Source organism: Chloroflexota bacterium (genome assembly GCA_018825785.1).
Classification (GTDB): Bacteria; Chloroflexota; Dehalococcoidia; order JACVQG01; family JAHKAY01; genus JAHKAY01.
This window is the reverse complement of record JAHKAY010000009.1, coordinates 16766-41014: the sequence shown is the minus strand read 5'-3', so window position 1 is coordinate 41014 and position 24249 is coordinate 16766. Positions and strand designations below refer to the sequence as shown.

26 protein-coding genes and 1 tRNA gene are annotated in these 24249 nt (G+C 63.9%); 15 read left to right on the top strand and 12 right to left on the bottom strand.

Annotated elements, in window-relative coordinates; all coding sequences use genetic code 11:
* Window positions 1-90: 90 nt before the first annotated feature.
* Window positions 91-390 (bottom strand): zinc ribbon domain-containing protein, encoded by a 300-nt coding sequence (locus KJ624_02460; protein MBU2008708.1) that lies wholly within the window; start codon window positions 388-390, stop codon window positions 91-93.
* 565 nt (window positions 391-955) lie between these two features.
* Here KJ624_02460 and KJ624_02455 point away from each other — a divergent pair.
* A complete protein-coding gene (locus tag KJ624_02455) occupies window positions 956-1324 on the top strand; it encodes a hypothetical protein (protein MBU2008707.1) in 369 nt (122 codons plus the stop codon).
* Here the strand turns inward: KJ624_02455 and KJ624_02450 are convergent.
* Window positions 1284-1424: a hypothetical protein gene (locus KJ624_02450; GenBank protein MBU2008706.1), complete on the bottom strand. Its 141-nt coding sequence runs from the start codon at window positions 1422-1424 to the stop codon at window positions 1284-1286. The two genes, KJ624_02455 and KJ624_02450, sit on opposite strands and share 41 nt — an antisense overlap.
* 35 nt (window positions 1425-1459) lie before the next feature.
* Between KJ624_02450 and KJ624_02445 the strand changes: the two genes are divergently transcribed.
* The gene (locus KJ624_02445) at window positions 1460-1960 is read left to right on the top strand and encodes a metallophosphatase family protein (GenBank protein ID MBU2008705.1); all 501 of its coding nucleotides are present in this window, start codon (window positions 1460-1462) and stop codon (window positions 1958-1960) included.
* Between the two features lie 17 nt (window positions 1961-1977).
* The gene (locus tag KJ624_02440) at window positions 1978-3783 is read left to right on the top strand and encodes a TIGR03960 family B12-binding radical SAM protein (protein ID MBU2008704.1); all 1806 of its coding nucleotides are present in this window, start codon (window positions 1978-1980) and stop codon (window positions 3781-3783) included.
* A gap of 213 nt (window positions 3784-3996) precedes the next feature.
* Here KJ624_02440 and KJ624_02435 read toward each other — a convergent pair whose 3' ends face one another.
* Together KJ624_02435 and KJ624_02430 are read right to left on the bottom strand one after the other, a co-directional pair.
* On the bottom strand, window positions 3997-4209 hold the full coding sequence (locus tag KJ624_02435) for a MarR family transcriptional regulator (GenBank protein ID MBU2008703.1): 213 nt from the start codon (window positions 4207-4209) through the stop codon (window positions 3997-3999).
* 473 nt (window positions 4210-4682) lie between these two features.
* Window positions 4683-4757 (bottom strand) — tRNA-Gly (locus KJ624_02430).
* A 247-nt stretch (window positions 4758-5004) separates the two neighbouring features.
* On the opposite strand from KJ624_02430, the gene KJ624_02425 reads away from it, so the two are divergent.
* The 12 genes from KJ624_02425 (at window position 5005) to KJ624_02370 (ending at window position 14631) form a co-directional block, all read left to right on the top strand.
* Window positions 5005-5211: a helix-turn-helix domain-containing protein gene (locus tag KJ624_02425; GenBank protein ID MBU2008702.1), complete on the top strand. Its 207-nt coding sequence runs from the start codon at window positions 5005-5007 to the stop codon at window positions 5209-5211.
* Window positions 5208-5408, top strand: coding sequence for a hypothetical protein (locus tag KJ624_02420; GenBank protein MBU2008701.1), 201 nt, complete (start codon window positions 5208-5210; stop codon window positions 5406-5408). Before KJ624_02425 ends, KJ624_02420 begins: the two co-directional genes overlap by 4 nt.
* Window positions 5405-7120 carry a Flp pilus assembly complex ATPase component TadA gene (gene tadA, locus KJ624_02415; GenBank protein ID MBU2008700.1) on the top strand — a complete coding sequence of 572 codons (1716 nt, stop codon included), beginning with the start codon at window positions 5405-5407 and terminating at the stop codon, window positions 7118-7120. The genes KJ624_02420 and tadA overlap by 4 nt, the downstream gene beginning before the upstream one ends.
* Before the next feature lie 68 nt (window positions 7121-7188).
* Window positions 7189-8364, top strand: coding sequence for a type II secretion system F family protein (locus tag KJ624_02410; protein ID MBU2008699.1), 1176 nt, complete (start codon window positions 7189-7191; stop codon window positions 8362-8364).
* An 11-nt stretch (window positions 8365-8375) separates the two neighbouring features.
* On the top strand, window positions 8376-8927 hold the full coding sequence (locus tag KJ624_02405; GenBank protein MBU2008698.1) for a PilN domain-containing protein: 552 nt from the start codon (window positions 8376-8378) through the stop codon (window positions 8925-8927).
* On the top strand, window positions 8924-9466 hold the full coding sequence (locus KJ624_02400) for a hypothetical protein (protein ID MBU2008697.1): 543 nt from the start codon (window positions 8924-8926) through the stop codon (window positions 9464-9466). Before KJ624_02405 ends, KJ624_02400 begins: the two co-directional genes overlap by 4 nt.
* Window positions 9463-10386, top strand: coding sequence for a hypothetical protein (locus KJ624_02395; protein ID MBU2008696.1), 924 nt, complete (start codon window positions 9463-9465; stop codon window positions 10384-10386). The genes KJ624_02400 and KJ624_02395 overlap by 4 nt, the downstream gene beginning before the upstream one ends.
* Window positions 10386-11126, top strand: coding sequence for a prepilin peptidase (locus tag KJ624_02390; protein ID MBU2008695.1), 741 nt, complete (start codon window positions 10386-10388; stop codon window positions 11124-11126). Before KJ624_02395 ends, KJ624_02390 begins: the two co-directional genes overlap by 1 nt.
* A gap of 103 nt (window positions 11127-11229) precedes the next feature.
* Complete coding sequence (locus tag KJ624_02385; GenBank protein MBU2008694.1) at window positions 11230-12741, top strand: YifB family Mg chelatase-like AAA ATPase; 1512 nt, start codon at window positions 11230-11232, stop codon at window positions 12739-12741.
* Window positions 12742-12850: 109 nt separating this feature from the next.
* Window positions 12851-14098 (top strand): threonine synthase, encoded by a 1248-nt coding sequence (locus KJ624_02380; protein MBU2008693.1) that lies wholly within the window; start codon window positions 12851-12853, stop codon window positions 14096-14098.
* A 14-nt stretch (window positions 14099-14112) separates the two neighbouring features.
* Window positions 14113-14355, top strand: coding sequence for an NIL domain-containing protein (locus KJ624_02375; GenBank protein MBU2008692.1), 243 nt, complete (start codon window positions 14113-14115; stop codon window positions 14353-14355).
* Window positions 14356-14631, top strand: a complete 276-nt coding sequence (locus KJ624_02370; GenBank protein ID MBU2008691.1) for a MoaD/ThiS family protein — start codon at window positions 14356-14358, stop codon at window positions 14629-14631.
* Window positions 14632-14638: 7 nt separating this feature from the next.
* On the opposite strand, the gene tgt is transcribed toward KJ624_02370, so the two are convergent.
* The 8 genes from tgt to alaS are packed head-to-tail and all read right to left on the bottom strand — an operon-like array spanning window position 14639 to window position 24224.
* On the bottom strand, window positions 14639-15793 hold the full coding sequence (gene tgt, locus KJ624_02365; GenBank protein ID MBU2008690.1) for a tRNA guanosine(34) transglycosylase Tgt: 1155 nt from the start codon (window positions 15791-15793) through the stop codon (window positions 14639-14641).
* Window positions 15786-16355 carry an ATP-dependent protease subunit HslV gene (gene hslV / locus KJ624_02360; GenBank protein MBU2008689.1) on the bottom strand — a complete coding sequence of 190 codons (570 nt, stop codon included), beginning with the start codon at window positions 16353-16355 and terminating at the stop codon, window positions 15786-15788. Before hslV ends, tgt begins: the two co-directional genes overlap by 8 nt.
* 10 nt (window positions 16356-16365) lie before the next feature.
* Window positions 16366-17232 (bottom strand): UbiA family prenyltransferase, encoded by an 867-nt coding sequence (locus KJ624_02355; protein ID MBU2008688.1) that lies wholly within the window; start codon window positions 17230-17232, stop codon window positions 16366-16368.
* Window positions 17229-18830: a 3-dehydroquinate synthase gene (gene aroB, locus KJ624_02350; GenBank protein MBU2008687.1), complete on the bottom strand. Its 1602-nt coding sequence runs from the start codon at window positions 18828-18830 to the stop codon at window positions 17229-17231. The genes KJ624_02355 and aroB overlap by 4 nt, the downstream gene beginning before the upstream one ends.
* A 1-nt stretch (window position 18831) precedes the next feature.
* The gene (gene aroC / locus KJ624_02345) at window positions 18832-19971 is read right to left on the bottom strand and encodes a chorismate synthase (GenBank protein ID MBU2008686.1); all 1140 of its coding nucleotides are present in this window, start codon (window positions 19969-19971) and stop codon (window positions 18832-18834) included.
* 4 nt (window positions 19972-19975) lie between these two features.
* Window positions 19976-20836, bottom strand: coding sequence for a shikimate dehydrogenase (gene aroE / locus KJ624_02340; GenBank protein ID MBU2008685.1), 861 nt, complete (start codon window positions 20834-20836; stop codon window positions 19976-19978).
* Complete coding sequence (gene ruvX / locus KJ624_02335) at window positions 20833-21252, bottom strand: Holliday junction resolvase RuvX (GenBank protein MBU2008684.1); 420 nt, start codon at window positions 21250-21252, stop codon at window positions 20833-20835. The genes aroE and ruvX overlap by 4 nt, the downstream gene beginning before the upstream one ends.
* Window positions 21249-24224 carry an alanine--tRNA ligase gene (alaS, locus tag KJ624_02330; protein MBU2008683.1) on the bottom strand — a complete coding sequence of 992 codons (2976 nt, stop codon included), beginning with the start codon at window positions 24222-24224 and terminating at the stop codon, window positions 21249-21251. Before alaS ends, ruvX begins: the two co-directional genes overlap by 4 nt.
* Between the last annotated feature and the right edge of the window lie 25 nt (window positions 24225-24249).

Here is a 24249-nt window from a genome sequence, read left to right as displayed (position 1 = left end):
GGCCTGAGCTGGCCCTGGGGGAAAGAAGCCCCCTCGCCCCCCAGCACCGGGGGCTGGGCCAGGCCCTTCTCCGGGGGGCGGAGGGGATTGCTAGCTCTGCCGGGGCTTCTTCCCTTTCCGTGCTGAGCGGGGTGGGGGCAAAGGAATATTACCGGGCGCTGGGCTACTCGCCTGGGGGGCCTTACCTGGTGAAGGAGCTGCCGTGCCCCGGAAGGCCTCCCCGCGGGGCACCTTGATATTGAAGTCCTCCTTGGATGCGAAGACGGAGAGCAGCTTCTCCCCCCTCCCACCGCACTGGGGACATATGGCAGGCTCCCCCGCCTGGCTGAAGGGCCTTATCAGCTCAAAGATATTCCCGCAACTGCTACACAGGTATTCGTAGATGGGCATGATGGAACCCCTCCTTTGATTGTGTCTCTTAACCAATTATAGCACGGCCAAAAGTCGCCAGACTACCGGGTAATCGTCTATAATTCATCCGGGGTTATACGCTCGGCTCAAGATGGCAAGATGGTAGAATAGGGGTATGTGAGAAACCCTTAGAAAAGGAGAAGAGGTATGCCAGATGCACAAGGTCATTTAAGTCCAGCCGAAATATCGTACATACTCCAGTGGGTAGCAAATCAACGTGCTGGCTCTCCCTACCCTTGCCCAGTGTCTGGTCACACGACTTGGCTAGTAGACGAATACGTCACTCAGGCCATCATTTTCCCCATACAAGCAAGTTTGGGCACACCGGTAGCACCGATTGCTTGGCCTGTTGTTCGGCTAATGTGCGCCGGTTGCGGTCATGTCCTGTCGTTCAGTGCATGGAGGATGGGGCTGTACCCAGCACCACCCACTCCGCCGTCGCCTGTGCCACGGAGGGAATAGGGCGATGGCCACGCACCCGGACAGGCTGGCAGGAATCCCTCAACAATTCTCAAGTCTCCCACATACACACACGGTGCGCCAGATGAAAGAGTTTGTGCTTACCGAGGCAGAACTTGACGACATCAGTTTACTAAACACTCTGGCATCTGGTTTTTTCGCAGCAGCGAGCGGAGCTTTCTTGTTTGCAGTCGGGTTATACACTAGTGCCATCATGCAGGGTACTTTGTCAGAGAAGGCAACTGCATTACTCCAATTTGGAGGAGTGACCGGATTGATACTGGCCGTGGCTTGCGTTGGTGTAGGTAGTTGGGCTTGGTGTAAAAGGCGGTCTAGACTAACTGAAATTAAGCGTCAGGCAGTGGCTATTGACCAAATGAGTGCGGTTAGCTCACAACCGCAACCCGACATATCTATCCAACCAATTTCTGATAACGAAGGTTCTCAGACCTGATGAGTTTTAGAAGCGTATCCCTGAACAGGTATGGATTCTCTCGGTTATTGAACCGCCACTCCAGTTCATCGAGGTAGGCGTCAAGATGCTTTTTGCTCACCTGATGGTAAGAGCCGACAATAGAGAATTCATGGAATGAGGCTTTTGGTCCTGGCTGATACCCATGCCCGCCGGCTGGAGGAGGTCTCGCCGGAGATAGTCCGTGCCGCGGATGAAGCCGACCTGGTGGTCCACTGCGGGGACTTCGTGGACCGGGAGGTGGTGGAGGCCCTCAAAAAGGCCTCCCCTCGGTTTGTCGGCGTCCACGGCAATCTGGACCCGGGGGATGTCCGCCAGGAACTGCCCGCCAGGGAAACCCTGGAGCTGGAGGGAAAAAGGATAGCCATCACCCACCCGGCCTACGGCGGGCCCCCCTGGGGCCTGGAGGAGAGGCTTTTCAGGGAGTTCCCCGGGGTGGACATCATCCTCTTCGGCCACACCCATGAGCCCCGGAACATCTACCGCGATGGGGTACTCTTTTTCAACCCCGGCCAGGGCTATGGCTCTTCGCGGGCACCGGGCTCCTACGGCCTCCTCACCCTGGAAGGGGGAAAGGTGGAGGCAGAGGTGGTCTTTCTGGGGAAGGAAAGGCCCTGAAGGTGGAAGCCAGGGAGCTGGACACCCTTCTCTCCGGTGTGGTCCGTCCCGGCCGGTATGCCGGTGGGGAGTGGAACGCCGTCGCCAGGGACTGGGACCGGGCCCGGGTCCGGGTGTGCCTGGTCTATCCCGACCTCTACGAAATCGGCATGTCTAACCTGGCCATCCCTATCCTATATGACATAATAAATACCTCCCCCCGCTGGCTCTGCGAAAGGGCCTATGCCCCATGGGGTGATATGGAGGGGGCCCTCCGGGAAAGGGGCATACCCCTCTTCAGCCTGGAGACGAAGAAGCCCCTCAGGGATTTTGACATCCTTGGCTTCTCCCTGGGATATGAGCTCACCTATACCAATCTCCTCAATATGCTGGACCTGGCCCGCATCCCGCTCCGTTCCGCGGAGAGGGAAGGCCGCTACCCCCTGGTCATCGCCGGGGGCAGCGCTGCCCTTAATCCCGAGCCCCTGGCCGACTTCATTGACCTCTTCATCCTGGGGGAGGCGGAGGAGGTCCTCTCCCACTTCCTGGAGGCCTACGAGGAGCTCAAGGGCCTGCCCCGGAGGGGGCTATTGAGGAAGCTGGCCGCCATACAGGGGGTCTATGTGCCCTCTCTCTACCGGGTGGAATACCATGCCGATGGCACCCTGAAGGGCATTGAGCCTCTGGCGGGGGAGGCCCGGCCCCGGGTGGAGAGGCGGCTGGTGGCCCCCCTCCCCCCTCCCCTCACCCGCCCGGTGGTGCCCAATATTGAGGTGGTCCATGACCGGGGGGCGGTGGAGGTCCAGAGGGGTTGCACCCGGGGCTGCCGCTTCTGCCAGGCCGGGGTCATCTACCGCCCCTTGAGGGAGCGCCCGCCGGGCGAGGTTGTCCAGGCGGTGGGGGGGCTCCTCCGTGACTGCGGCTATAGCGAGGTCTCGCTGGTCTCCCTGACCACCAGCGACTACAGCGGGATTGAAACGGTCGTCCGGGAGGTCGTGGACCGCTACGAGGACATCACGGTCTCCCTGCCCAGCCTCCGGATGGACGCCTTCTCCATCCGCCTTATGGAGGCCCTGCCCGGGGGAAAGAAGAGGGCCCTCACCTTCGCCCCCGAGGCCGGGAGTACCCGCCTGAGGCAGGCCATCAACAAGACTATAGGGGATGATGAGCTCTTCTCCGTCCTTTCCACCGCCCTGGAGAAGGGATGGAACTCCGTGAAGCTATACTTTATGGTGGGGCTGCCCACGGAGGCCCCCGAGGACATCCAGGCCATCCTGGACCTCTTGAAGAAGGCCTTCAAGCTGGGGAGGCTCCGGCTCCGGGTCGGCATCTCCCCCTTTGTCCCCAAGCCCCATACCCCCTTCCAGTGGGCACCCCAGCTCACTCTGGAGGAGATGGAAAAGAAGGCCGAGACGGTGAAGATGGGCCTGGGGAGGATGGGGGTGGCCCTCTCCTGGCAGGACCCCGGGATGAGTCTCCTGGAGGGCGTCCTCTCACGCGGGGACCGGAGGCTGGGGAAGGCACTGGAGCTGGCCTGGAAGAGCGGCCAGCGCTTTGATGCCTGGAACGAGGCCTTCAACCTCCGGGGCTGGCTTGAGGCCTTCCATGGGGCCTCCCTGGACCCCGCCTTCTACGCCCACCGGGAGCGGGGGAGGGACGAGGTTTTCCCCTGGGACACGGTGGATATCGGGGTCAGCCGGGCCTTCCTCTGGCGGGAATACCAGCGGGCCTTCCGCTCCAGGGAGACCCCCGACTGCCGCTCTGGTCCCTGTTCCACCTGCGGCCTCCAGGACCGCTACCCCCCCTGCCAGGAGAAGTTCCAGAGGCTGACCGAGCCCGGCTAGCCTCTCCCTGCCAGTGCTGGCCCGGAAGATGGCCCATCCCCCGTTCCCCCCAGTTTTGCTACCCCTGATTCTCGCCCCCTTTCCGGCACCATCTATACAGTTTTCAGCATCTTAGCTTCAGCCAGAGTTGTCCAAGCTTTTGCTACCCCCGATTCTCACCCCCTTTCTTGCAGGGTGCACTACGAAGCATTCCCTGCCCGGCCACAGGCCTTTTCATCTGAGGCGGAAGAGCTTGGCGTTCCCTATGCGGCGTGACTCCTCCAGCGCACCCTCGGCTACCAGGACCTTGATGTAGGTTGAGGCTGTGGCCAGGCTGACCCCCGCGCGTCTGGCAGCATCAGACATGCTCAAATCGACCGGTGCTGATTCTTGAAATGCCCTGAGCACTCTGGCTTTGGTGGCGGCTTCAGGCGTAATCGCTGCCATTATGCTCCGTCCCAGTGGCCATGCGGCCAATAAAGGCTGAAGGCCCCGGTGGTAAGACCGATGCACCGCGCCCGCCAATTGCCTGGCCTCTTCTCTGCCTGGTCCATGGTCGCTCCCCCCCGCGTTGATGCGAGGGGGCCTGGCCAGTCTCTGCTGTTAGGGCGTTGGGAAAGAGGCTATGGGAGGACCCTGGAAGGGCCCATGGGGATGCTGCAGGGACTCAGCAGGGGGGATAACCGTGGAGTTCAGGCCCGCCCTCTTCACAAACACCATCCGCCGCCTCCTTGTTCAGGGGCCGAACTGCTCCCGTCCGGTGAAGACGCCACCACTCTATTAGTCCCCCTGCCGAAAGTCCATAGGTCCTTAGGACTAGTGTTTGTCGGCAACCCTAGGCAGCAATCTTGGCTACTTCGTATCAGCTCCAGCCACACGGTCATGACACGAGTTCCACTGAGGGCGCCTTAAGTTATCTGTGGAGCGGGTGATGGGATTCGAACCCACGACAGCCTGCTTGGGAAGCAGGCACTCTACCCCTGAGTTACACCCGCCCTCTGAGCAATTATCCCCTCCCCCTCGCCACCCGTCAAGAGGAAATCCTAGAACAGAAGTGCTATACTATTGATTGGCAGAACTAATGTATTGGCCGTGTTCTAAGCATATGCTAATATTCTTCCAATACTACTCTAGAGTTTAGTTAATCTAATGTTAAACAAGGTCTTGACAAAATATTAGATTTATGCTAGCATATTGCGTTGAAAGGGGGGTGGAGCCATGGCGATGAGGAGGACAAAGCTGATGAGAGGGGTGGAGGAGCGGTACAACCAGCCGCTGGAGAAGCTTTTGCCCCGGATGTACAACGAGATGGGGTTGCCCCGGATGGCAGAGGCGCTGGGGGTGAGCCGCAGCACCGTCTGGTACTGGATGCTCCGCTACGGGGTGGACCTGAAGAAGGTGGCCCTGGCCCCGGGGGAGACTCTGGAGACCAGGACGGAGAAGCGATGATGGACCCCGAGCTTTCCAAGTTGGAGACGTGGCTCCGCATGGGCTATCCCCTTAAGGAGAACATGGTGCTGGGGGACTGGGTCTTCCGCGCCTCGGTGGAACCGGCTGAGGTGGAGGGCTTCTCCGCTGAGGTGAGGGATGGGGATAAGGTGTGGTGGCTGTGGGGGGTGAAGGTGACCCAGACAGGGCTGAAATGATGGAGCGTGCCAAGACCAGGAAGGACATCGGCCAGGTCTTGGTGGAGGGGGCTTTCCTCAAGCCCCAGGAGCTGGCCAAGGCCCAGGAGAAAGCCCGGGGCCAGGGCCGCAAGCTGGTGGAGGTCCTCCTCCAGGACAACATCATCAGCGCTGAGACACTGGCTACTGTCCTCTCCTTTCAGTTCAATGTCCCCGTAGTAGACCTGCGCCAGTATGAGGTTGAGGCCGAGGCTGTTGCCCTTGTCCCCGAGGAGGTGGCCAGGGAGCATCGGGTACTGCCCCTTAAGGTGGAGGGGGATGTCCTCACCGTGGCCATGGAAGACCCCTCCGATGTGGCCACCGTGGATACCCTGGCGGCCCTCTCAAGGAAGCGCCTCCGGGTGGTCATCCCCCTCCACGGGGGCCTGGAGGATGCCATCCGCACCCACTACCGGCTGGCCCAGAAGATTGAGCAGGAGATAAGCCAGGCGGTTGGCGCCCAGCCCCAGGCCCCGGCGGGCACCCGGGTGGCGGCGTCAGACCCGGGCCTGGTGGGGGAGGCCATTGCCCAGGCCCCCATCGTGCGGGCTGTGGACATGATATTGACCCAGGCGGTGAAGGACCGGGCCTCGGATGTGCATATCGAGCCCGAGGAGGACGGCATCCGGGTGCGCTACCGCATTGATGGTATCCTCCATCAGGTTGCCACCCTCCCAATGGGGATCCATTCTGCCCTCATCTCCCGGATAAAGGTCATGGCCAACATGAACATCGCTGAAAGGCGCCGTCCCCAGGACGGCCAGTTCTCCGCCGCCATCGCTGAGCGGCCCATTGACTTCCGGGTGGCCACGGCGGAGACGGCCCACGGGGAGATGGCGGTTCTCCGGGTGCTGGACAAGTCCCTGGGCCTCCTCCAGCTCTCCCAGGTCGGCATGGCGACTGGCGTGCAGGAGGGCCACCGGCGCATCCTGGACTCCCCTTTCGGCATGGTGCTGGTCAGCGGGCCCACGGGCTCAGGTAAGACCACCACCCTCTATGCCTCCATCGGGGAGCTAAATCCCCAGGAACGCAATGTCATGACGATTGAGGACCCCATTGAATACCATTTCAAACGTATCAACCAGATACAGGTGAACCGGCAGGCGGAGATAACCTTTGCCGCCGGCCTCAGGGCCATCATGCGCCTTGACCCCGATGTCATACTGGTGGGGGAGATAAGGGACAAGGAGACAGCCACTGTGGCCGTCCAGGCGGCCCTCACCGGCCACCTGGTGCTTACCTCCATCCACGCCAACGATGCCGTGGCGGCCATCATCCGCCTTATTGACCTGGGGGTGGAGCCCTTCCTCGTCACCTCGGCGGTCATCGGTTCCCTCTCCCAGCGGCTGGTGAGGAAGGTCTGTCCCTACTGTCGCAACATGGAGAAGGTGAGCCCCGCCGATGCGGCGGCCTACCAGCAGGAGATGCAGGAGGTGAGGACGGACTTCTACATGGGCCGGGGCTGCAACTTCTGCTCCCGGACGGGCTACCTGGGAAGGACGGGGGTCTTTGAGATGCTGCCCCTCACCGACCCCATCCGCCAGCTGGTGAACCGGCAGGCCCCGGCAATGGAGATAAAGGCTCAGGCGGTAAAGGAGGGGATGGTCACCCTGCGCCGGGATGGGATGCTCAAGGCCAGGGATGGCGTCACGACACCCAGCGAGGTCCTCCGCCACGTCTTCCTCATCGGATAGCCCGGACCCTCTCGGCCTTTTCCTTGGCTATGAGATATAAGTATCTGGCATCCACGCCCCAGGGGGAGATGAGGGCGGGGGAGCTGGAGGCGGAGACGGAAAAGGAGGCGGAGGAGGCCCTGTGGCAAGCGGGCCTCACCATACTACGCCTCAGCAGACTCAAGAAAGACGGCGGGGGCCTGCATCTGGAGTCCCTGTCCCCCACACTCTTTGGGGTGAGGAGGGGGGAGATTATCCACTTCACCCGGAGCCTGGCCAACCTCCTCGGCGCGGGCATAAGCGAGGTCCCCTCCCTGAAGATGCTCCAGGCCCAGACCTCTGGTCCCTTCGGCCGGGTGCTTAACCGGGTCATTGAGGATATTAGCCGGGGGGATTCCTTCTCCCAGGCCCTGGCCCGCCATCCCCAGGTATTCTCTACCCTCTACCTCCGTCTTATCCACGTGGGGGAGGAGATAGGTAGTCTCCCTCTGGTGCTGAGGCAACTGGAGGTCCACCTGGAAAGGGAGAGGGAGACTGCCATCAGGGTGAGGGGGGCCCTGGGCTATCCCGCCTTCATCGCCGTCCTGGCCGTGGGGGTGGTGGTCATCCTGGTTACCTTTGTTCTCCCTTCCATGAGGGCCCTGCTGCGGGAGTGGGGGGGCAGCCTGCCCCTCTCCACCCGGGCCCTCGTGGCGATAGCAGGCTTTCTCCGGGAGCGGGGGGGGCTGGTGATGGTGGCCCTGGCCCTGGGGGTGGTGGGGGGGACCTGGTATATCCGCAGCCCGCGGGGGAGGGCCCGCTGGGACCGTTTCCTACTCCGGGTCCCCCAGGTGCGCCGGGCCATTATCTTCTCCCAGGTAGCCCGCTTCTGCCGCACCCTTTCCCTCCTTCTCAAGGCGGGGGTCACGCTCACCGAGGGCCTGAACCTTCTGGTCCAGACCACGGAGAATGCCCCCTTCAGGGAGGTCCTGACAGGGGTGAGGGCGGATGTGGTGCAGGGGAAGCTCCTTTCCCAGGCCCTGGCCTCCCGGCCCCTCTTCCCGCCTCTGGTGGGCCAGCTGGTGAGCATCGGGGAGCACACCGGCCAGCTGGAGGCTAACCTGGATACCGTTGTCACAAGCTATGACGAGGAGGCAGGGCGGGCCATCGCCCGCCTGGTGGGGATGCTGGAGCCGGCCCTTATCATCCTGGTGGGGGGGGTGGTGGCCTTTATTGCCGTCTCTATCCTCAGCCCCCTCTACGGCCTTGTCCGCCAGATAAGATGAAAGCTGGGCCTTTGCTGGATATGAATCTTCTCCCGCCGGACTACCGCCCGCGGCCCCTCTTTTCCTGGGCGGGGCTGGTGGTGGCTCTGGCCGCCCTCCTCCTCCTGGCCCTCCTTTTCCCTCTCCTTGACGCCCGGGCCCGGAGTGCGGAAGCCCTTGCTTCCCGGCAGGCCAGGCTGGAGATCTTGGTGGGGGAGGAGAAGGGGCTCCTGGTCAATGAGCCCACCGCCTCGGAACTCCGCTCCCGGCTGGAAACGGAGGGGAAGAAGCTCAAGGAGCTGGAGGAGGACTACAAGACCCTCCAGCAAGAAAGGGTGGACTGGCCCCTGGTGCTTGAGGCCCTCGTCGCCAGGCTACCCTCCGGGATGGCCTTCCTTTCCTTCGTCCAGAAGGACCCTGACCTGGAGGCCACGGGCACGGCCACAGACGCCCAGCAGGTAGTTTTCCATGTGCGGCAGCTGTCGCTGGGGGGGCTCTTCTCCAACATCAGGTTCAACTATCGGGAGACCGACAAGGGGGTGGAGTTCACCCTGCTTCTCAAGCCCCGGGGAGGAGCGCAGTGAAAGCCCTGAAGAGGCTTTCCTGGCTGGAGAAGCTTTTCCTCCTGGCGGCGGTCCTTTTTCTTCTCTCCGACCTCTCCCTGGCCGTTTTCTGGAACCGGGCCCAGGCGCAGGAGAAGGCGGTGGAAGTGGCCATCGCCGAAAAGGCCCGCCTGGTGGAGAGGCTGCGGGTGGACATGGACGTGGTTGAGCTCAACCGGCGGCTGGGGGAGGTCCGGGCCGCTCTGGAGAAGGTCCCCTTCCCCGAAGAAGACCCTGGCCCCAGGCTGGAGGAGCTGATTCTGACCGCCGACCAGCTGACAGTGCGCGAAATTGCGCTGGGGGAGCAGGGGAAGGAGAAGGTGGGCGGCCGGGAGTACAGGGCTCTCATCTCCCATGCCGCCTTTAGCGGCCCCTTTTCCTCCCTGGTCTCCTATATGAAAGGGTTGGCGGCCGGGGCCTTTCCTACCCTCTTCCTGGACAACATCAGCCTCAGCCAGGGCGAAACGGGCTGGGAGGCCGAGTTTGACATCGTTCTCCTGCTCCAGGGGGAAGGGCCATGACGGCCCAGGAGAAGAGGCTGAAGGGGGCCCCTCGCCTTTTTCAGCGGCGCCTTCTGGCGGTGAGCCTGGAGGGGAACAGCCTGAGGCTCCTCAGCTTCTGGGGTGGCTCCCCTGAGTACTGGGGTTCCATACCTTTTGCCCCCCGTTTCCTGCGCAATGGATACGTGGCGGACGCCGAGGGGCTGAGGGAGATGGTGATATCCACCCTCCGCTCCCGTTCCCTTCTCCCCGCCCGCCTTTTCTGTTCCTTCCCAGGCCTGGCGGCCCTCACCCGCACCCTGAGCCTGCCTGCTTTTCGGGGGTTGGACGTGGAGGGGGTAGTGGTCAGGGAGACCCGCCGGCAGATGGCGGTCTCTCCGGAAAGCCATTACCTTTTCTGGCGGGTACTCCCCGGAAGGGGAGTCCGGCGGGTCTTTGTGGCGGCCTGTCCGCGGGAGCCCCTCCACGCCCTCCTGGCGGTGTTTGACAGGGGGGGGCTGAAGCTGGAGAGGCTGGACCTGAAGGCACTGGCCCTGGCCCGCTGTACGAGGCGCCGGGAGGCCATCCTGGCCCACGTGGAGAGCAACTCGGTGGAGATGGCGGTGGTCAGGGAGGGCTTTCCTGCCCTGACGAGGAGTGTTTTCCTGGGGGATGAGCCCCTTCCCTCGGAGCAAGTCTCGGCCAGGGTGATGGAGGAGGTGGGTAGGAGCATCAGCTTTTACACCGAGACCTACGGGGAGCCCCTTGCCGAGGATGTGCCCCTTTACCTCACGGGGGGGCTGGCGGGGCTACCGGGCCTGGCCGATGACCTGGCGGCGGCCACTGGCCACTCTCTGGCTCCCCTGGAGGCCCCTCTGCCTCTGCCCCCGGACCCCGAGTTCTCCCTGGCCCTGTTCATGGTGAACATCGGCCTTCTTCTCCGCCCCCTGGGCAAGGGATAATGCTGGCTCTCTTCCTGGGCCTGGTGGGCCTGGTGGTGGGCAGCTTCCTCAATGTGGTCATTGACCGCCTGCCCCGGGGGGAGTCCCTTCTCTTCCCCTCTTCCCGCTGCGAGGCCTGCGGGCGGGGGCTTTCCACGCGGGACCTGCTGCCGGTCCTGAGCTACGTTCTGCTTCGGGGGAAATGCCGGTTCTGCGGTGTGCCAATTTCCTGGCGTCTCCCTCTGGTGGAACTGCTGACGGGGGGGCTTTTCGCTTTCCTGGGGTGGAGGCTGGGGCCCGGCCTGGAGCTTTTCTCCTCCCTGGTATATGTGGCCCTCTTTGTCCCTATCTTCTTCATAGACCTGAGGGAGGGCATTATCCCCGATGTGATAGTCTTCCCGGGGATGGCCCTGGCCCTGGGCCTGGCCCTGCTTGAGGGCCGCGCCATTCCTGCCCTGGTGGGGGGTGGGGTGGGGTTTGGCCTCTTCCTGGCCATATATTTCCTGGCCCGGGGGGGGATGGGACTTGGGGATGTGAAACTGGCTGGCCTCCTGGGCCTGATTAACGGCTGGCCCCTGGTCCTTGTGGCTATTCTAGTGGCCGTTGTCAGCGGGGGGCTGCTGGCCTCCGTTCTCCTGGCCCTCAGGCTCAAAGGGAGAAAGGCCGCCATACCCTTCGGCCCCTTCCTGGTGGGGGGCTCCTTCGTGACCCTGCTCTGGGGCCAGGGCCTCCTTGACCTCTACCTGCGCCTTCTGGGGTGAGCCCGCCTTTTATCTTTACCATATCTTTACCATCTTGACTATATCTTTACTATGTTGACCATATCTTTACTATAGAGTTTCTCCCTGCTAATATGGGATTGGGATGCTGGCCAAGGTTCTCACCTGTGCTGTGGCGGGGCTGGAGGGGGTGCTGGTGGAGGCGGAGGTGGATATATCACCTGGCCTCCCCTCCTTCACCATCGTGGGCCTGCCGGATACCCCGGTCCAGGAGGCCAGGGAGAGGGTGCGGGCGGCTATCAGGAACTCCGGATGCATCTTCCCCAACCGGCGTATTACCATCAACCTGGCCCCCGCCGACCTCCGCAAGGAAGGCCCCGCCTATGACCTGCCTATGGCCCTGGGGGTCCTCCTGGCCTCGGAACAGCTAGAGGCCGATGTCTCCCAAGCCGTCTTTCTGGGGGAGCTTTCTCTGGACGGGGGCCTGAGGCATACCCCGGGCATCCTCCCCATGGTGGCCCTGGCCCTGGAGAAGGGCTTCAAGGCTGCCTATGTCCCCGCCGTCGATGCCGCCGAAGCCACCCTGGTGGAGGGGCTGGAGATAGTGCCGGTGGAAAGCCTTTCTGCCCTGGTGGCCCATCTGAGGGGGGAGAAACCTATCCCCCCCGCCCCACCGGCAGAGGAAGGGATGGTGCCCACCCCGGCGGCGGAGCTGGCCCATATCAAGGGGCAGGAGCACGCCAAGAGGGCCCTGGAGGTGGCGGCGGCGGGGGGGCACAACCTGGTCATGATGGGGCCACCCGGCTCAGGCAAGACCTTTCTGGCCCGAGCCCTCCCCTCCATCCTCCCATCTATGACAAAAGGGGAGGCCCTGGAGGTGACCAGGATATACAGCGTCAGCGGCCTCCTGCCTCCGGGCTCCCCCCTCCTGCGGCAGAGGCCCTTCCGCTCCCCCCACCACACCGTCTCCGAGGCCGGCCTGGTGGGCGGGGGGCGCTGGCCCCACCCGGGGGAGATAAGCCTGGCCCACCGGGGGGTCCTCTTCCTGGACGAGCTGCCCGAGTTCGGGCATTTATTGGAGGCCCTGCGACAGCCCCTGGAGGATAAAACAGTAACCGTAAGCCGGGTCCAGGGGACCTTCACCTTCCCCGCCAACTTCATGCTGGTGGCGGCCATGAACCCCTGCCCCTGCGGCTACTTCGGCGACCCCAAAAAGCCCTGCACCTGCCCCCCCTCCCTTGTCTCCCGGTACCAGAGGCGCATCTCTGGCCCCCTCCTGGACAGGATTGATATCTTCGTCCAGGTGCCGAGGGTGGAATACGAGAAGCTCATCGATGACCGGGCGGGGGAGATGTCGGAAAGGGTAAGAGAGCGGGTGAAAGCGGCCCGGGAGATAGAGAAGGGGCGCTTCCAGGGGAACAGCATCCTGACCAACGCCGAGATGCGCCCCGCCGAGGTCAGGCAGTTCTGCCCCCTGGAGCCCGGGGCCCAGGCCCTCCTCATCTCGGCCATGAAGCAGCTATCATTGTCCGCACGGGCCTTCCACCGGGTCCTGAAGCTGGCCCGTACCATCGCCGACCTCTGCGGCTCCGAGACCATCGGCCCCTCTCACCTGGCCGAAGCCCTCCAGTACCGCCCCCGCACCCCCGCCTGCTGAGCGGTCCAGGCCTTGCCTGAATTCCAGGGCAATGGTATATTGGGGAACAGGCTTTTGATGGACGCGGTTAAAGCTATTCACCTCTGGAAACCGGACTGAAGGGGGGCTGATGTCGTTTGCGCGGGCGTTGCGCTGCCGGGAGTGCCACCGGGAGTATCCCCTCCAGCCCCTCTATGTCTGCGAGTTTTGCTTCGGCTCCCTGGAGGTAGCCTATGACTACGAGGCCCTGGCCCGGGCCACCAGCCGGGAAAAGATAGCCCAGGGCCCCCTCTCCATGTGGCGCTACCGCGACTTTCTTCCCCTGGAGGGGGAGGTGGTGGACATGAATGCCGGGTTCACCCCCCTCCTCAAGGCGGATAACCTGGGAGCGGCCCTGGGCCTGAAAGGGCTCTACATCAAGAACGACTGCGTTAACCCGACATACTCATTTAAGGACCGGGTGGTCTCCCTGGCGGTAAGCAAGGCCAGGGAGTTCGGCTTTGACACGGTGGCCTGTGCCTCTACGGGGAACCTGGCTAACGCCGTGGCGGCCCATGCGGCCAAGGCCAGGATGAAGGCCTTCATCTTCATCCCCACCGACCTGGAGAAGGGGAAAATAGTGGGCACGGCAATATACCGGCCTACCCTGGTGGCGGTGGAGGGCAACTATGATGAGGTGAACCGCCTCTGCGGGGAGCTGGCAGAGCGCTACCCCTGGGCCTTTGTAAATATCAATATCCGCCCCTACTATTCCGAGGGCTCCAAGACCCTGGCATATGAGGTGGCGGAACAGTTGGGGTGGCGGGCCCCCGACCACTGCATCGTCCCGGCCGCATCCGGCTCCCTCTATACCAAGGTGTGGAAGGGGCTCCATGAGCTTTCCTCTCTTGGCCTCATCGGGGAGGTGAGGACCCGGATGCACCTGGCCCAGCCCCTGGGGTGCGCCCCCATTGTCCAGGCCTTTGAGAGGGGGGATAAGCGGGTCAAGCCTGTCAGGCCTCAGACCCTGGCCAAGTCCCTGGCTATGGGCAACCCCGCCGACGGGGTATATGCCCTGCGGGTTCTGCGGGAATCGGGGGGAGGGGTGGCCGCTACCCCCGATGAGGAGATTGTGGAGGGGATGAAGCTCCTGGCGGAGACCGAGGGCATCTTCGCCGAGACGGCGGGGGGTGTTGTGATTGCCGGGCTCAGGAGCCTGGTCCAAGCCGGGGCCATCGCCCCCGGGGAGACGGCCGTAGCCTATATCACCGGGGCCGGACCCAAGACAGTAGAGGCGGTGGAGGATAAGATCGTCCAGGCCATCATCATCAAGCCCACGCTGGCTTCCTTTGAGGAGTCCCTGGGGGCCAAGCTGAGAGAGGAAACCACTCACGGGTGAAGGGAGGAATAGATATGGCTAGACGCAGGGTGATGTTCACCTTCCCTACGGAGCTGGTAACCGAGCCCATCATCTACAATCTGGGGATGCAGTTCAAGGTAATCACCAATATCCGCCGGGCGGATGTAACCGAGGACCGGGGCTGGGTTATCCTGGAGCTGGAGGGGAAGGAGGCGGACATTGAAAAGGGCCTGGCATGGGTCACCTCCAAAGGGGTGAAGGTGGACCGGGTGACGGGCGATGTGGTGGAGGGCTAGATGGCAGTAAAGGTGCGCATCCCGTCCCCTCTAAGACGGTTCACCGCCAACCAGCCGGTGGTGGAGGTGGAGGCCAAGGACCTGGCCCACTGCCTGGAGGAGCTGGAGAAGCGCCACCCCGGGATAAAGGAAAGGCTCCTGGATGCCAAGGGGGAAGTCCAGCACTTTGTCAATGTCTATGTCAACGGTGAGGATGTCCGCTTCCTCCAGGACCTGAAGACCCCCCTCAAGCCGGGGGACGAGGTGAGCATTATCCCCGCCATCGCCGGGGGGTAAAGAGGTATTACAGCCTCTCTTTTAGCCAGCGCTGTTTCTGGGCCAGCCGGGCATCCTCGGGGGCGGGGCGGTAGCGGGCCAGGAACTCCTGCCGGAAGAGGGCGAAGTTCTCCTCCAGGATGGCCGTCCGCATATCAGCCATCAGCCTCATGTAGAAGGTCAGGTTATGCAGGGTTGCCAGGCGCAGGGCCAGCAGCTCCTGGGCCCGGAAGAGGTGGTGGAGGTAGGCGGCGGAGAAATTTCGGCAGGTATAGCAGGGGCAGCCCTCCTCTACGGGTCCCTCCTTCTCTCTGAATTCAGCCTTCTCAATGGCTATCCTCCCCGTTGAGGTATAGAGGCCGCCGTTTCTGGCCACCCGGGTGGGGAGGGCGGAATCAAACAGGTCCACTCCCCTTGCCACACCCTCCACCAGGTCCTCGGGGGAACCCATCCCCATCAGGTAGCGGGGCTTGTTGGGGGGCAGGTTTTCGGTACAGATATCCAGCATGGCCCAGGTAATCTCCTTGGGCTCCCCCAGGCTCAGCCCGCCGATGGCGTAGCCGGAGAAGTCCAGGGAGGCCAGGTGGCGGGCCGATTCCCGCCTCAGGTCGGGGAAACCTCCCCCCTGGACGATGCCGAAGAGGGCCCCCTGCCGGTGGACCGCCAGGCACCTTCCGGCCCAGAGGTGGGTGCGTCGGGTGGCCTCATCCACCTTCTCCCGGCCCACGCCGTGGGCTGGGGGCTCATCCAGGGCCATAGCTATATCCGCCCCCAGGGCCTCCTGGACGGAGACAGCCTTCTCGGGGGAAAGGGAATGCTCGCTGCCGTCTATATGGGAGCGGAAAAAAGCCCCCTCATCGGAGACCTTTCTTAACCGGGCCAGGCTGAAGACCTGGTAGCCGCCGCTATCGGTGATGAGGGGGCCGTCCCAGCCCATAAAGCGGTGGAGGCCCCCCATCTTCCGGATGACCTCCACCCCCGGACGCAGCATGAGGTGGTAGGCATTGCCCAGGAGGATGTGGGTCCCCAGCTCTCGCAGTTCATCAGGGGTGAGGGTCTTTACCGTGCCCTGGCTCCCCACGGGGGCAAAGATGGGGGTGGGGGCCGGGCCGTGGGGGGTGACTAGCTTCCCGGCCCGGGCCCGGGTGGTAGGGCAGACCTTCTCAATACGGAATTCAAACAAGGGAGGGTTGCTGGCTCTCTCCCTTCTTAAGGGTGACCACGGTGATATTGCGGTTGGTAAAGATACACAGGTCGGCGGCGATTTCCATGGCGGTGCTGGCTACCTCGTGGGCCGAAAGGGCAGTGTGGCGCAACAGGGCCGTGGCGGCGGCCTGGGCGTAGCCGCCGCCGGAGCCGATGCCTACCACATCCTCGTCGGGCTCGATTATATCGCCCTGGCCGGAGAGGACCAGGATCTGCTCCCCGTCAGCCGCCACCATCCAGGCATCAAGCCGTCTCAAGGCACGGTCGGTGCGCCACTCCTTGGCCAGCTCCACCGCAGCCCTCTTGAGCTGGCCGCTGTGCTTTTCCAGCTGGCCTTCAAAGCGGTCAAAGAGGGTCAGGGCATCGGCGGCGGAACCGGCGAAGCCCGCCATAACCCGTTCTCTGAAGAGGGTGCGGACCTTCTTGGCTGTATGCTTCATGACCATATCCTCCACAGTCACCTGTCCGTCGCCGGCGAGGGCAACCTCACCCCCCCTCTTCACTGCCAGAATGGTCGTGGACCTCGTCTTCATCTGCATCTCCTTCAATCTATAGCGCCGAGTCGAGCCCCAGGGTGAGGAAAAGGAGGCCCAGGTAGGGGAAAGCGGCCAGCTTGTAAAGCCGCCAGGCCCCCCTTCCCTGTGGGAGGGCCAGCATCCCGTAGGAGGCCAGGACCAGGAGCCAGCCCAGCCCGGTGGCCACGATGAAATATCCCCTGCCGAAACCGCCCACCAGATAGATAGCCTGGGAAAGACCATATATCAGGATGGCGAGGGCCAGGAGCACCCCCCTGGCCTGCCTTTCTCCCCAGGTGAGGGGGAAAGTCCCCACCCCCGCCCCCAGGTAGTCCTCTTTGCACGCCAGCATGAGGCTCCACACATGGAGGGGCACCCAGGCCAGGATGAGGAGGACCAGGAGCCCCAGGAGGGGGGTAAAGCTGGGGTTTACCCCCAGCCAGCCCACCAGGACCGGGGCAGAACCGGAGATGCCCCCCAGGAGGTGGGTGAAGGCCCGCTTTCTCCCCACCAGGGCGCTGGCAGTGCCCAGGAGGCCGGCCGCCATGGCCCAGGGGTGGAGATACCAGGCCAGGGCCAGGGCCAGGGCCACCAGCCCCCCGCAGAGGGGCAGGACCTTCTCCGGTGGATAGATGGCCAGGGAGGGCAAGGCCCGGCCGCGGGTCCTCTCCATCCTGGCGTCCACCTCCCGGTCAAGGTAGTTGGTGAGGCCGTTGACCCCGGCGCTGCCCAGGCCCACTGTCAGGGCCACCAGCAAAAGCCGGTCCCAGGAAGGGCTCCCTGCCATCAGCCCCGCTATAGCCCCGATGAAGGTGAGGAGGGCCGTCTCCCGGGGCTTGAGCACCTCCAGGTACCGCGACCAGACAAGGGCCGGCGGCCAGGATAGCGTTCTCGCCCTCATTTTGTCAGCTCCTGGAGGACAGCCTGGACCTCCTCCTGGGGTACCCGGTGGGGGGTGATGGCCCGGCCGATGTCCTCCAGCAGGACCCAGCGCACCTCCGCCTCCCTGACCTTTTTGTCCAGTTCCATGGCCTGAATAATCCTGTCCGCGGATAGCCGGGGGCAGGCGGTAGGCAGGCCGAAGGCCTGGAGGAGGCTCTCCTGTCTTTTCACCACCTCTTCCCCCACCAGGCCCAGGTGCTGGGAGAGGCGGACCGCCCCCGTCATGCCTATGGCCACGGCCTCGCCGTGGAGGAAGCGGGTGTATCCCGTGGCCGCCTCCAGGGCATGGCCTATGGTGTGGCCGTAGTTAAGGAGGGTGCGGAGGCCCGTCGTCTCCCGCTCATCCCGGGTCACCACCCTGGCCTTTATCCGGGCGCTCCAGGCCACCGCCTGGGAGAGGGAGGGTGGCTCCAGGGAAAGGAGGGCAGGGGCCCTGGCCTCCATGAAGGCGAAGAGCCGCTTGTCCAGGATGAGGCCGTGCTTTATCACCTCGGCAAAGCCGGAGACGAGCTCCCTTTTTGGCAGGGTGAGGAGGCAGGAGGGGTCGGTCAGGACGAAGTGGGGCTGGTGGAAGGCGCCGATGAGGTTCTTGGCCTGGAGGTGGTTCACGCCCACCTTGCCGCCGATGCTGGCGTCCACCATAGCCACCAGGCTGGTGGGGGCCTGGACCAGGGGGAGACCCCGGAGGTAGGTGGCGGCCACGAAGCCGGCCAGGTCCCCCACCACCCCGCCACCCAGGGCCACCACCGCCCAGCCCCGCTCCGCCCTATAGTCCACCAGGAAATCGTATATTCGGCGGGCGGTCTCCAGGCCCTTGCTCTCCTCTCCAGCGGGGAAGGTGTAGGGGAAAGTGCGGAAGCCGGCTGCCTCCAGGGAGGCTATCACCCTCTCCCCGTGATGGGAAAAGGCGACCACATCGCTGATGACCACCGCCCTTTCCCCCAGCCCCCTTTCCCGCATCAATTCTCCCAGCCCTTCCAGCCCACCCCAGCGCACATAGATGGGGCAGGTCCGGGTGGGGGTCCTCACCAGGGCGGAAGGGGTGGTCCAGGCCCTGTAGGCCCGGACCACCCTCCTGGCCACCCCCTCCAGGGTTAGGCGGTCGGTGGGCAGGGTATGGTGGGCGAAGGCGTAAAAGGGCTCCCTTCTGGCCTTAAGCTCATTTATCCGGGCCAGGGGGTCGGGGCCCTGGAGGAGGGGACGGCTGTTGGGGTCCTGGGAGAGTCTTTCCAGAATGGTCCTGGGCCTGGCCTCAAGGAGGACTACAAAGCCCCGCTGTCTCACCCTCTCCCGGTTCTTGGGGTCCAGGATGGCCCCCCCGCCGGCGGCGATGACCTTCTTTTCTCCCTCCAGGGCCTTCATGAGCACTTGGCGCTCATACTGCCGGAAGCGGGCCTCCCCCTCCTCGGCGAAGATGGTGGGGATGGGCTTTCCGGCCAGCTTCTCCACCTGGGCATCGGTGTCCAGGGCCTCCCAGCCCAGGGCCTGGGCCACCAGGGGGGCCGCCCGGCTCTTGCCGGTGGCGGAAAAGCCGATGAGGATGATATTGCCCGTCAATTCAGGCCCTGCCCAGTTCCCCCGGGAGGGAGGAGATGTAGGCGTTGAAGTTGCGCCGGGTCTCCTCCAGGCTATCGCCCCCGAACTTCTCCAGGAAGGCCTGGGCCAGGACCAGGGCCAGGACCGCCTCCCCCACCACCCCGGCGGCGGGGACAACGCAGACATCGCTGCGCTCAAAGTGGGCGAGGGCCTCCTCACCGGTCTGGAGGTCCACCGAGGGCAGGGGGTGGGCCAGGGTGGAGATGGGCTTCAGCCCCGCCCGCACCACGATGTCCTCGCCGTTGGATATCCCACCCTCAATTCCCCCCGCCCGGTTCGTCCTGCGGCGGAGGGAACCCGGGAGAATGACATCGTGGAACTGGGAGCCCCTCATCCCCGCCCCCCCAAAGCCCAGGCCTATATCCACCCCCTTGACCGAGGGGATGCTCATCGTGGCCCCGGCAATTTGGGCATCCAGGCGGCGGTCCCATTGGACATAGCTGCCCAACCCCACCGGGACCCCCGAGGCCACCATCTCGAAGACGCCCCCCACCGTGTCCCCCTGGGCCAGGGCCTCCTCTATGGCCTGGAGCATGGCCTTCTCTGCCTCGGGGTCGCCGCAGCGGAGGGGAGAGGCCTCCACCCTCCGCCAGGAAAGCTTCTTGGCGGTGATACCGGCGACGGCTCTGGTGTGGCTCCTGATATTCATGCCGAACTCCCCCAGCAACCTCCGGGCGATAGCCCCCAGGGCCACCCTTGACGCCGTTTCCCGGGCCGAGGCCCTCTCCAGCACCGGTCTTGTGTCCTTGAAGCCATATTTGAGATAGCCGGGGAGGTCGGCGTGGCCGGGGCGGGGGTGGGTGAGGGGCTCCACAGGCTTCGCCGGGGCTTCTACACCCATAACCTCCTGCCAGGCCTGCCACTCCCGGTTGGGGATAAGCAGGGATATGGGGCTGCCCAGGGTGAGGCCGTGCCTTACCCCGGAGAGTATGTCCACCGGGTCCTTTTCTATGGCCATGCGGGCACCCCTGCCGAAACCCTTCTTCCGCCGGGCCAGGTCCCTCTGGATGTCCTCCCGGCCCAGGGGCAGGCCGGCCACCATCCCCTCCATTATGGACACCAGCCCCCGGCCGTGGGACTCCCCTGCGGTTAAAAACCTCAGCATCTTAAACCTTTCCTTGAGATGATTTTAGCGCCTTTTCTGCCGTGTGGAACATCACGTCAACGGGTGCCTCCCTCCCCGTCCACAGTCCAAACGAGGCCGCCCCCTGATAGACCAGCATGGCCAGCCCCCCCAGGGCCCTGGCCCCCGCCTTCTTGGCTTCCTTCAGGAAGGGGGTCTCGGGGGGATTATATACCAGGTCATAGGCCAGCACACCCCGGGGGATAAGTTGGGCAGGGAGGGGAGACTGGGGGTTTTCCCCTGTGGTGCCCAGGGGGGTGGCCTGGACGATGAGCTGGCAGGGGGGGAGGCCGGAGAGCCTTTCTTCCCAGGGGAGGGCCTGGACCCCCTGGCCGGGGGCCAGGACTTCTTCCAGGTCCCCAGCCAGCTTTCGTGCCCTCTCCAGGCCCCGGTTGTAGATGGTGAGGGAGCGGATGCCGGCACGGAGGAGGGAGAAGGCCAGGGCCCGGGCCGCCCCACCCGCCCCCAGGAGGACCACATCCTGGCCCCGGGGCTCCAGGTCGCCCTTCTCTCGGAGTGCCTTGAGAAATGCAGGCCCGTCGGTGTTGTAGCCCACCAGGGCGTCCTTGTCTTTGGCTATCGTGTTCACTGCTCCTATCTCCCGGACCTGTCCCTCCAGGCGGTCAAGGGAGGGCAGGGCCTTCTCCTTATAGGGGATGGTAATATTCGCTCCCAGGTTCTCCGGGCGGCGGAGCCTCTCCAGGGCCCCGGCAAGCCCCTCTGGTGCTACCTCCCAGGCCAGGTATTTTGTATCCAGGTGGTAGTGGTCCAGGGCCGCCTGCTGGAAGAGAGGGGAGATGGAGTGCCCCAGGGGGTAGCCGATGAGGGCGATATATGTGGTCATGGCCTCTGGAATCGCCTCTGGTCAAGGTAGCCCTGGAGAATGATAGTAGCAGCGGCGGCATCCAGCCTTGCCTTTGAGGGCCGGCGGTGGCCGGCTTCCAGAAGGAGCCTCTCTGCCTCGGCGGTGGAGAGCTTCTCGTCCCAGACCTCCACGGGCACGGGGGCCTTTGCCTTCAGGGCCTCCACGAAGGCCAGGATGGTCCTGGCCTGGGGGCCGAGGGAACCATTCAGCGAACGGGGCAGGCCCACCACCACCCGCTCCACCCCTTCCGCTTTTATCATGTCCAGGATGGCCTCTATGTCCTTTTCCTCCCCCTTCCTCACCAGGGCACCACGGGGGTGTGCCATAAGGCCATCGGCATCGCTCATTGCCAGGCCGATGCCCTTCTCCCCCACATCCAGGGCCAGGGACCTCATGCGCCTTTCTGGAGGAGCTTCCGGGGGAGCTGGAGGGCCTGGTCTATTTTGTTCTTGTCCTTTCCCCCGGCCTGGGCCATCTCCGGCCTGCCGCCCCCTCCACCCCCCGCCACCTGGGCCACGGCCTTGACTATCTCCCCGGCGTGGAGGCCCCCAGCCACCAGGTCGGGGGTGACCATGGCCAGAAAGCTGGGCCGCTCGTCAATCACCGCGCCCAGCACCACCACCCCGCTCTTGATTTTGTCCCTGAGGATGTCCCCCATCTCCCTCAGGGCCTCCTGCCGGCTGGCCTTGACCCTGGCCGAGAGCAGGCATATCCCGTTCACTGTCTCCACGCGGGACAGCAGTTCCTGGGCCGTATGCCGCTGAAGCTCCCTTTCCAGGGCCAGGGCCTTCTTCCGCTCCTTTTCCAGGTCCTGCTTGAGGCCGTCAATCTTCTTCAGGAGCTCCTCGGTGGTGCCGCCAACCGAGGTGCCTGCCTGCCCCAGGATAGCGAGGCACTCCTTTACATAATGCTCGGCACCGCGCCCGGTGAGGGCCTCGATGCGCCTGAGCCCGGCGCCGATGCTGGCCTCGGTGGTGATGAGGAAGGGGCCTATCTCGCCGGTGGCCCGGAGGTGGGTCCCCCCGCAGAGCTCCATGCTCAGGGTGGGTTGGCCTATCTCCAGGACCCGGACCTCCTCCCCGTATTTCTCCTCAAAGAGGGCGATGGCCCCCTGCTCCAGGGCCTCTTTATAGGGCCTGGTGCGGGAGACCACGGGGAGGTTGGCGCGGATGTAGCTGTTGACCAGGGCCTCCACCTTTCGTAGTTCCTCAGGGGAAGGGGCCTCCAGGTGGGTGAAGTCAAAGCGGAGCCTTTCCGGGGCCACCAGGGAGCCTTTCTGCCGCACATGGGCCCCCAGGACCTTTCTCAAAGCGGCCTGGAGGAGGTGGGTGGCGGTGTGGTTGCGGGCGATGTCCAGCCGCCTCTCGGCGTCCACCCGGGCTTCCACCCTGTCCATGAGGGATAGAAAGCCATCTGTTACTTTCGTCCTGTGAAAGATGATATCCCCCCGCCAAAAGGTATCCGTAACAGTAGCCCTGCCGTGAGGACCAATAATCTCCCCTGTGTCCCCCACTTGGCCCCCTTTCTCCCCGTAGAAGGGGGTTTCCGCAAGCACTACCTCCACTTCCTCCCCTACTCCAGCCCTTTCTACTAACTTGCCGCCGGGCAGGATGAACTGGCCGTCCCGCGCAAGCGCCCCCACCAGCGTGAGGTGGCTAAGTTCCTCATGCCCTACGAAGGAGGGTCGGGCAAATACCGCAGCTGCTGTTACCGTAAAGATGATACTCCCCGTTATTCCATCTATCGTAACTGCGACGACAGTAGGGCCAGGAGGCAGGCCAGGAACCGTGATGGTTGTGGAGAAGTTCCCGCTTCCGTCTGTAGCCGGGGTCGGCGAGGGCAAAATTGGGAGGTTCCCAATGGTCAGAGACGACACCGCCGTGTAGGGGGGGAAGCCCGTGCCGCTGATCGTCACAATGGAGCCCGAGGGGCCGCTTGTCGGAGACAGTGTGAGAGCAGGCATCCCCTCCTTCCTTTCCAGGCCTGCACTTTGCGCGGCCCTTGCCCGCTCCCGCTGCCTCTCCATCTCCCGCTCAAAGCCCTCTGTGTCCACTTCCAGGCCCCGCTCCCTTGCCAGCTCCCGGGTAAGCTCCAAATCCAAGCCATAGGTGTCGTGAAGTTGGAAGGCGACTTCCCCCGGGATAACCCCGCTATCCCTCACCTTCTCTATTACCTCGTTTAAGAGGACCAACGCCGCCTCCAGGGTGCGTGAGAAGCGCTCCTCCTCCTGTCCCACTACCTTGCGGATAGGGAACTCATTCAGCTCAGGGTAAACGGGTCCCATGAGGCCGATGACCTGACCGACCATCTCCATAAGGAAGGGTTTTTTGATGTCCAGCCTGCGGCCGAAGAGGGCGGCCCGGTGCAGGAGCCTTCTTACGACGTTGCCTCTCCCCTTGTCGGAAGGCATCACCCCGTCGGCCAGGAGGAAAGCGAGGCCCCGGGCGTGCTCTACCACTATGCGGGTAGCGCGGTCGCGATGTTCGTGCATGAGACCGAACGCAATCCTCTCCTTGGGGGACATCACGCTGTGCCGCCTGGAAGCTAGTTCCTCTGCGGTTACATATGGATGCGACTGGTACTCATGCGTGGCCATCAACGACATATGCTCAATCAGTGGCCAGAACAGGTCTGTCTCATAGACCGAGGGCTTTCCGGCCACGGCGGCCGCCAGGCGCTCCAGGCCGGCGCCGGTATCTATGTGCTTCTTGGCCAGGGGGGTGCGCCCCTTCTGGCGGTCCTGGTTGAACTGGACAAAGACCAGGTTCCAGATTTCCAGGAAGCGGGGGCAGTCAGGTTGTTTGCAGTTGGGCTGGCAGTCGGGCCGCCCGCAGCCGTATTCTTCGCCGAAGTCGTAGTGGATTTCGCTGCAGGGGCCGCAGGGGCCCTCCCCCCCCACCGGCCCCCAGAAATTGTCCTCCTCCCCGAAGCGGCGGATACGCCCCTCCGGTACCCCCACCCCTTTCCAGAGGGCATACGCCTCCTCATCGTCCGAGTATATGGTGGCCCACAGGCGCTCCGGGGCCAGGCCCAGCGTTTGGGTGACATACTCCCAGGCCCAGGCGATGGCCTCCTTCTTGAAGTAATCGCCGATGCTGAAGTTGCCCAGCATCTCAAAGAAGGTGAGGTGCCGGTTGTCCCCCACCGCCTCCAGGTCGGACATGCGGAAGCACTTCTGGCATGTGGCCAGGCGGGGGGCAGGGGGGGATTCTGTCCCCAGGAAATATGGCTTGAACTGGACCATCCCTGCGCTGGTGAAAAGGAGGGTGGGGTCATCACGGGGCACCAGGGAAGAGCCGGGCAGGACAAGATGTCCCTTGCCCTTAAAGAAATCAAGGAAAGAGCTGCGGATTTCCTCGCTTTTCACTTTGTCCGATTTTATTCCAGATAGC

Bases quoted from the DNA above. Each gene is read 5' to 3' on its own strand.
- KJ624_02390 (MBU2008695.1), top strand. From the start codon at position 10,386: ATGCTGGCTCTCTTCCTGGGCCTGGTGGGCCTGGTGGTGGGCAGCTTC.
- aroE (MBU2008685.1), bottom strand. From the start codon at position 20,836: ATGACCACATATATCGCCCTCATCGGCTACCCCCTGGGGCACTCCATC.
- KJ624_02395 (MBU2008696.1), top strand. From the start codon at position 9,463: ATGACGGCCCAGGAGAAGAGGCTGAAGGGGGCCCCTCGCCTTTTTCAG.
- KJ624_02455 (MBU2008707.1), top strand. From the start codon at position 956: ATGAAAGAGTTTGTGCTTACCGAGGCAGAACTTGACGACATCAGTTTA.
- hslV (MBU2008689.1), bottom strand. From the start codon at position 16,355: ATGCAGATGAAGACGAGGTCCACGACCATTCTGGCAGTGAAGAGGGGG.
- KJ624_02410 (MBU2008699.1), top strand. From the start codon at position 7,189: ATGAGGGCGGGGGAGCTGGAGGCGGAGACGGAAAAGGAGGCGGAGGAG.
- KJ624_02355 (MBU2008688.1), bottom strand. From the start codon at position 17,232: ATGAGGGCGAGAACGCTATCCTGGCCGCCGGCCCTTGTCTGGTCGCGG.
- KJ624_02460 (MBU2008708.1), bottom strand. From the start codon at position 390: ATGCCCATCTACGAATACCTGTGTAGCAGTTGCGGGAATATCTTTGAG.
- KJ624_02445 (MBU2008705.1), top strand. From the start codon at position 1,460: ATGAGGCTTTTGGTCCTGGCTGATACCCATGCCCGCCGGCTGGAGGAG.
- KJ624_02370 (MBU2008691.1), top strand. From the start codon at position 14,356: ATGGCAGTAAAGGTGCGCATCCCGTCCCCTCTAAGACGGTTCACCGCC.
- KJ624_02385 (MBU2008694.1), top strand. From the start codon at position 11,230: ATGCTGGCCAAGGTTCTCACCTGTGCTGTGGCGGGGCTGGAGGGGGTG.
- ruvX (MBU2008684.1), bottom strand. From the start codon at position 21,252: ATGAGGTCCCTGGCCCTGGATGTGGGGGAGAAGGGCATCGGCCTGGCA.
- KJ624_02435 (MBU2008703.1), bottom strand. From the start codon at position 4,209: ATGGCAGCGATTACGCCTGAAGCCGCCACCAAAGCCAGAGTGCTCAGG.
- KJ624_02380 (MBU2008693.1), top strand. From the start codon at position 12,851: ATGTCGTTTGCGCGGGCGTTGCGCTGCCGGGAGTGCCACCGGGAGTAT.
- KJ624_02425 (MBU2008702.1), top strand. From the start codon at position 5,005: ATGAGAGGGGTGGAGGAGCGGTACAACCAGCCGCTGGAGAAGCTTTTG.
- KJ624_02420 (MBU2008701.1), top strand. From the start codon at position 5,208: ATGATGGACCCCGAGCTTTCCAAGTTGGAGACGTGGCTCCGCATGGGC.
- KJ624_02375 (MBU2008692.1), top strand. From the start codon at position 14,113: ATGGCTAGACGCAGGGTGATGTTCACCTTCCCTACGGAGCTGGTAACC.
- tadA (MBU2008700.1), top strand. From the start codon at position 5,405: ATGATGGAGCGTGCCAAGACCAGGAAGGACATCGGCCAGGTCTTGGTG.